Source organism: Stenotrophomonas sp. 2YAF22 (assembly GCF_052114665.1).
In the GTDB taxonomy this organism is placed as follows: domain Bacteria; phylum Pseudomonadota; class Gammaproteobacteria; order Xanthomonadales; family Xanthomonadaceae; genus Stenotrophomonas; species Stenotrophomonas indicatrix.
Genome location: NZ_JBFRFE010000846.1, coordinates 1 through 1,386 on the forward strand (window position 1 = coordinate 1; position 1,386 = coordinate 1,386).

The 1,386-nt window shown below is 65.5% G+C and carries 1 protein-coding gene; it reads left to right on the forward strand.

Translation table 11 applies throughout. From position 1 onward, the window contains the following. Positions 1 to 1,386, forward strand: a 1,386-nt coding sequence (locus AB4Y84_RS21645; RefSeq protein WP_442250931.1) for a TonB-dependent receptor plug domain-containing protein, incomplete at both ends; no start/stop codon positions are given.

The window sequence follows — 1,386 nt, forward strand, 5'->3', positions numbered from 1 at the left end:
CTGCTGGTCAACGGCCGCCGTGTGGCCGACTACCCGCTGCCCTATGGCGGCGAGACCAATTTCTCCAACTACAGCAACATTCCTGCCGCTGCCGTGGAGCGCATCGAAGTGCTGACCGGCGGCGCGTCGGCGATCTATGGTTCGGACGCCATCGCCGGCGTGGTCAACGTCATCCTGAAGACCAACTACGACGGCGACGAAGTGCGCGTGCGCGGCGGTACCTCCACCGAAGGCGGGCGTGATACCTGGGATCTGTCCTGGGCGGGCGGCAAGACCGGCGACAACTGGAGCGTGACCTACGCCCTGCAGTACACCAAGCGCGATCCGCTGTTCGGCCGTGACCGGCCACAGATGGACGACGCCGACGATGCGCTGTACCCGTCCTGGAACATGGAACAGCGCAAGGTCGGTTTCCGTCCCACCGCTGGTCTGGCGTTGATCGACCCCAGCAACGGCCAGCGCCTGGCGCCGCCGGACGGCACCTGCGAGAAATTCGCTGGCGAGTATTACACCGCCGACCGCCTGGTCTACAACTACAACGCCAATACGGTGAGCAACACCGGCCGCCTCTGCGGCATGAGCGCCGACTACGCCAACTGGCTGTTGACCGGAGGCTCGGAGAACCTGTCGGGCAACCTGTATGCCACCTTCGATTTCGGCAACGATCTGCAGGCCTGGAGCAACCTGGCGGTATACCGTTCCGAAGCGATCTGGGGCACCAATCCGCCGAGCGTGTCGCTGATCGACGATGCCAACGGTTACTACTGGGATGCCAACCGCAATCGACCGGTGCTCGGCGTGCGCCAGTTCACCCCGAACGAAGTCGGTGGCCTGGACACGCTGCGCAATACCAACCGCGAGTTGTCGTGGGATATCAGCGCGGGCCTGCGCGGGCGCCTGGCCGATCGCTTCGACTGGAGCGCCACGGTCGGCCGTTCCTACTACCGCGTCGAGGAGCGGCAGAACGTGGTCGACGAGCAGAAGTCGTACGACTTCTTCCTCGGCCCACGGCTGGGCACCACCGGCGATGGCGAGGCGATCTACGCCTTGAACGAGTCGCGCTGGTGGAACCCGATCACCCCGGACCAGTACTGGCAGATGGGCACGGTAGCGAAGAACCGGGCGTCGTCCTACGTCAACCAGGCCTCGGCCGACATCACCGGTGAACTGTTCCAGGGCTGGGCCGGGCCGATCTCGTTCGCAGCGGTGGCCGAAGTGGCCAAGCAGGGCTATCACCTCAGCCCGGACCCGCGCGCGGGCATCGATTTCGATCTGCAGAACGTCGATCGCGGCGGTGGCGAGCGTACCCGCTACTCGGCCGGTGTCGAATTCAAGATCCCGTTGGCCGACAGCCTGATCGCCACCGCGGCGGCACGCTACGACCGG